Genomic DNA, 4620 nt, shown 5'->3' on the forward strand with positions numbered 1-4620 from the left:
GTCTTCCCATGATCCACATGTCCGATCGTGCCTACATTCACGTGCGGCTTCTTCCGTTCGTATTTCGCCTTTGCCATTCGTTGTCCTCCTTTAGCTTTCTAATATAAAATAAAATTTCTCGTTGCCTGTCGCCTGTCAACACGTCTTCCGAAAAAGAGAGCCCACGACCGGGATTGAACCGGTGACCTCATCCTTACCAAGGATGTGCTCTACCGACTGAGCTACGTGGGCACTTATGACTTAAGGCAAAACGACTCACCCAGCTTTTTAGAATAACAGACAACTTAGAGCGGGAGACGGGATTCGAACCCGCGACCAACGGCTTGGAAGGCCGTGACTCTAGCCACTGAGTTACTCCCGCAGACAAAAAATAGTGGAGAGGGGAGGATTCGAACCTCCGAAGGCTTCGCCGGCAGATTTACAGTCTGCTCCCTTTGACCACTCGGGAACCTCTCCACAATCTATCGTAATTACTCTAATTTTTTTTTACGGAATAGAGCCGATGAGAGGACTCGAACCTCCGACCGGCTGATTACAAATCAGCTGCTCTACCAACTGAGCTACATCGGCAACACATTGATAATTAAGAAGTAATACTTTATCCCATTAAGAAATAGGGCATAAATGCCCTTGAAAATACAGCTTAATAATATAATAATTTTTTTCCAAATGTCAAGTAAAAATTTAAATATTTCATATTTTGAAGAGCGGGGGAAAATATTTTTCAATTTATAAAATTACCGCTGGTTATTGCAACGCAAAATGAAACCCAAAAGTTTCACTAATAATGTAATTCTTTAAGAAACTTTTTTTGTAATCCGATTTTTTCGACAGGAATGGGTATGAACCCGCGCGAGAATAAAATGGAACCTCTTTTTATGTGAAAATCACCTCTCTTGAGTCCTGCAAAAACCGAATCCTTATCGGAAATAATTAAGTTTCCGGCAAAAAGCGATTTGGCTTCGGGATCGTTTTGTCCGCAAAAGATGTATCCTTTGGCAAAATCAATGTTCAAATAGTAGGGGTCCCATCCTTTGGGTTTTTCTTTGCTGTGTTTGCAGAGAAGTGAATCGCCAATAATATTGTCTCGCACGGTGGTTACTGCGCGAAAATCGTAGGCGTAAAAATCAAATAAATCCATCCAGAAACCGCCGCAGGAAATATTGCGAAGAATTTTGTTGTTGGCCGGAACAGCGGGATTGCCTTCTTTTAACGTCTTCAATTCAGGGTACTTTTTGATGTAAGGCGGTTCAAAGGCATTCACCTGTTTCAGGCGGTCCCAGAGGGTTGTAATCGTTCCGTCAAAATAATTACTGGCCCAACCCAGGCCCCGGGCATCCAGAACGATGGACGGGCGGCACGCCACAAAAATATTATTTTCAACCACGTTGTCCCGACCGCCGCCAATGAGCACGCCGCGTGTGGTTTTGTAGTAAATGTTTCCGTACACCTTAAATCCCGAGGCAAAATCATCCAGATACGTAGCCACTACACCGTGGAGACCCGGCCCCTTGAGGTGGTGAAAATAATTGTAACGAATCACGTTACCCCGCCAGGTGTAATCGCGGCCTGTGTGGATGGCACCGGCGTCTCCGGTTTCCTGACACAGGTGATGAAATTCATTGTACTCAATCAGATGATCATTTCCGCTCAGATAAATTCCTTCATGGGGCGCATCGTGGATCAAATTAAATGCCACACGATTTCCGACGCCATAAAGCTTCACCCCATACTGTCCCGCGCGAATCCACTGGCTGTAGTGATGAATGTGGTTGTTCACTACAAAGCTTTTCCCCGGCGTCAGGGTTTTCCGATTCCCGGAATCCAGATAAATGGCCCCCATGCCCAGATCGAAAAATTCACAATCTTGAACGCCGTTTTCACTTCCCCCCTTAATCATCACAGCCTGACCGCCAAGGTGGGTAAACCTGCAATTGGAGATCACATTGTTTCGGCCTCCCAGAATACGAATACCCTCACCCGCGGAAAACTCAAACCGAATATTCGAAAGGGTTACATTCTCCGTGCTTTTCAGAATAAGAAACGGCTTTCGGAAAACCGAAAGAAGGGTTTCCGAAAGGGCCTTTGGATCCGGGGGATAATAATACAATTTACCGGTTTTGCGGATCAAACACCACTCCCCCGGCCGATCCAATTCTTCCAAGATATTCAAAAAATAGTAGCGCTGATTTTTGGTGTACCCATAGTGATGGTGCGGAGGGGCAATGGTGATTTCCTTTTTTTTCCTATTAATAAGGCGCACCCGCTGATACGAATCGGACCAGTCCCACGTCCAATAACCGTGCATGTAAATTTCGTTATCATCGGACCACCGATTGGGCCGGTTTCCGGAGTAGGCAATTCGTCCGTAATGGCGTCCCACGGGAACCCCGTTGTAGCGCTTTTCGCGTGCCAAGCCCTTGTTAAAAAGGGTGTCTCCCGTCTGAGGAACATCTGCAATCCGCAGCCACCCGGTGTTTGGAAAGCGGGCAATGGGCATTTGGCGGCCCTTGTAGAATAAAAGAACCGGCGGCGCGCCCCGCCGTGTGATCTTTCCAAAATCGGTTATTCCGAGTGACTTCAAATCGGCAACCACAATTTTTCCGCGCGCCTTTTGGGGGAACCGCCTTGCAATAGCCCGGTGCCCCACAGGCATAAAATCAGTTATTCTCCGGGCACCCCAGAAGCAAACCGTATCCCCCGGAAGAGCCTGAAATTTAAGCGAACGAAGCCCCGCAGGCAAATCGTTTCCGGCAAGCGTAAACGGTTTCGTGAACAGGTAATTCCCCGAATGAAAATAAACCGTTACGTTTCCGCCGGATTTCAATTGTTTCAGTACCCGGCGAATGCCTTCCGGCGAAGCAAGCGGGCCGTCTGTTTTCGAAGTATTCGGAGTTTTCAAACGCCCGGACCAGGCGTCGTTCCCCTGAGGGGACACGTAAAAGACCGTTTCCTTTGGCGTGCAGGAAACGGCTAATAAAACAGAAAGAACGACAACAGCCCACAGTCGGCTTCTCATTTTTTGCTTCCCTTTTTCCAGGTTGTTCCGTCCTTGTGATCCTCAATTTGAATGCCCAGTCTGGCCAGGCCGTCCCGGATGTCATCCGCCAGTGCCCACTCTTTCTTTGTGCGAAGAGTCGTGCGCACATGCAGCAAAAGCTCCACCATCTGATTGAAGGTTTCCTCCTCTACTCCGCCGCCCGCTCCACTGGATTCAAACAACCCCAAAAAGCTGTCAAATTCTGTAAATGCCCGGCGGACAAACGCCAGAATCTCTTTTTCGTTGTCCGAAAGCGATTCCTTCTCCAGAATTTTATTGGCCTGTTTGCCCATTTCAAAGAGCTGACCCATGGCTCCGGCTGTGTTAAAATCGTCATCCATTTCCTCAAGAAAACGCGTTTTGTTGGCCTGAACAGCCTCCCAAACGGTCTTCTCATCGGCCGTCAGTGACTCCGAATCGATCCCCGTAAATTTTGCCTCTCCAATAGTATTCTCAATTTTTTCAAGCGTGTTCAGCAGGCGATTAAGTGCGCTTTCCGTTTCTGAGAGGATGTCTTCGGTGTAATTAATGGGACTCCGATAGTGCTTTTGCAGGAAAAAAAGCCTGATGGCTTCCGGTTTGTGGCGTTTCACCATCTCGCGGGCCGTGAGAAAATTGCCCAGGGATTTGGACATCTTCTCACCGCGAATTTGCAGAAAACCAATGTGCAGCCAGTAGCGGGAAAAAGGCTTACCGGTCGCCGCTTCGCTCTGGGCAATTTCGTTTTCGTGGTGCGGAAAAATCAAATCCTCTCCCCCGGCGTGAATGTCCAGGGTGTCTCCCAAATACTTCATGGACATGGCCGAGCACTCGATGTGCCACCCGGGACGCCCCCTGCCCCAGGGGCTTTCCCACCAGGGCTCCCCCGGCTTGGCCGCCTTCCAGAGGGCAAAATCCAGCGGGTTGTGCTTGCGTTCGTCCACTTCAATTCGCGCACCGGATTGGAGCTCGTCAATCTTTTTCCCGGAGAGCTTGCCGTAATCCTTGAACTGACTCACATCGTAATACACATCGCCGTCAATCTCGTACGCAAACCCCTTATCCACCAATTTTTTAACGAGAGCGATCATTTCGTCGATGTGAGCCGTGGCGCGGGGATTGACATCTGCCGGCAAAACACGGAGTTTCTGGAGATCTTCCAGATATGCCCGGGCGTAACGCTGAGCGACTTCCTGTGCGGATACGCCTTCATCGTTGGCTTTTTTAATGATTTTATCATCCACATCCGTGATGTTTTGCACGTACAGAACCTGAAATCCCCGGTACATTAAGTACCGGCGAAAAACATCAAAGGTCACAAACGGACGGGCGTTACCGATATGAAAATAATCGTAAACCGTGGGACCACAGGCGTAAAAACGAACCTTCCCTTCCTGCTGCGGAATGAACGTTTCTTTTTTCTTTGTCAATGTATTGTAAACCCGAATGCTCATTTTCCACTCCCAAAAAAGTTAACGCTTTTCCCAAAATAGGTTTGGCACACACCCCGTTCTTCCCGAGGCAGACCACCCCTCTCAAGAGGGGATTCTTTCAGCCCTTGCAAAATACTAAAATCTTACCAAAAACAACACATCATTTTT

At 48.3% G+C, this 4620-nt stretch carries 2 protein-coding genes and 4 tRNA genes; all 6 read right to left on the minus strand.

What is annotated here, in order from left to right:
• Positions 1-158 precede the first annotated feature (158 nt).
• Positions 159-231 (minus strand) — tRNA-Thr (locus GXO76_09520).
• 57 nt (positions 232-288) lie between these two features.
• Positions 289-361 (minus strand) — tRNA-Gly (locus GXO76_09525).
• Between the two features lie 13 nt (positions 362-374).
• A tRNA-Tyr gene (locus GXO76_09530) sits at positions 375-456 on the minus strand.
• Between the two features lie 41 nt (positions 457-497).
• Positions 498-570 (minus strand) — tRNA-Thr (locus GXO76_09535).
• 211 nt (positions 571-781) lie between these two features.
• On the minus strand, positions 782-3019 hold the full coding sequence (locus tag GXO76_09540; GenBank protein NOY78093.1) for a right-handed parallel beta-helix repeat-containing protein: 2238 nt from the start codon (positions 3017-3019) through the stop codon (positions 782-784).
• Positions 3016-4473, minus strand: coding sequence for a cysteine--tRNA ligase (locus tag GXO76_09545; GenBank protein ID NOY78094.1), 1458 nt, complete (start codon positions 4471-4473; stop codon positions 3016-3018). Before GXO76_09545 ends, GXO76_09540 begins: the two co-directional genes overlap by 4 nt.
• Positions 4474-4620 lie beyond the last annotated feature (147 nt).

The sequence above is a fragment of the Calditrichota bacterium genome (assembly GCA_013151735.1).
Taxonomy (GTDB): Bacteria; Zhuqueibacterota; JdFR-76; order JdFR-76; family BMS3Abin05; genus BMS3Abin05.

What these genes read in the sequence shown, in the direction of transcription:
- GXO76_09540 (NOY78093.1), bottom strand. Translation starts at nt 3,019, where the DNA reads ATGAGAAGCCGACTGTGGGCTGTTGTCGTTCTTTCTGTTTTATTAGCC.
- GXO76_09545 (NOY78094.1), bottom strand. Translation starts at nt 4,473, where the DNA reads ATGAGCATTCGGGTTTACAATACATTGACAAAGAAAAAAGAAACGTTC.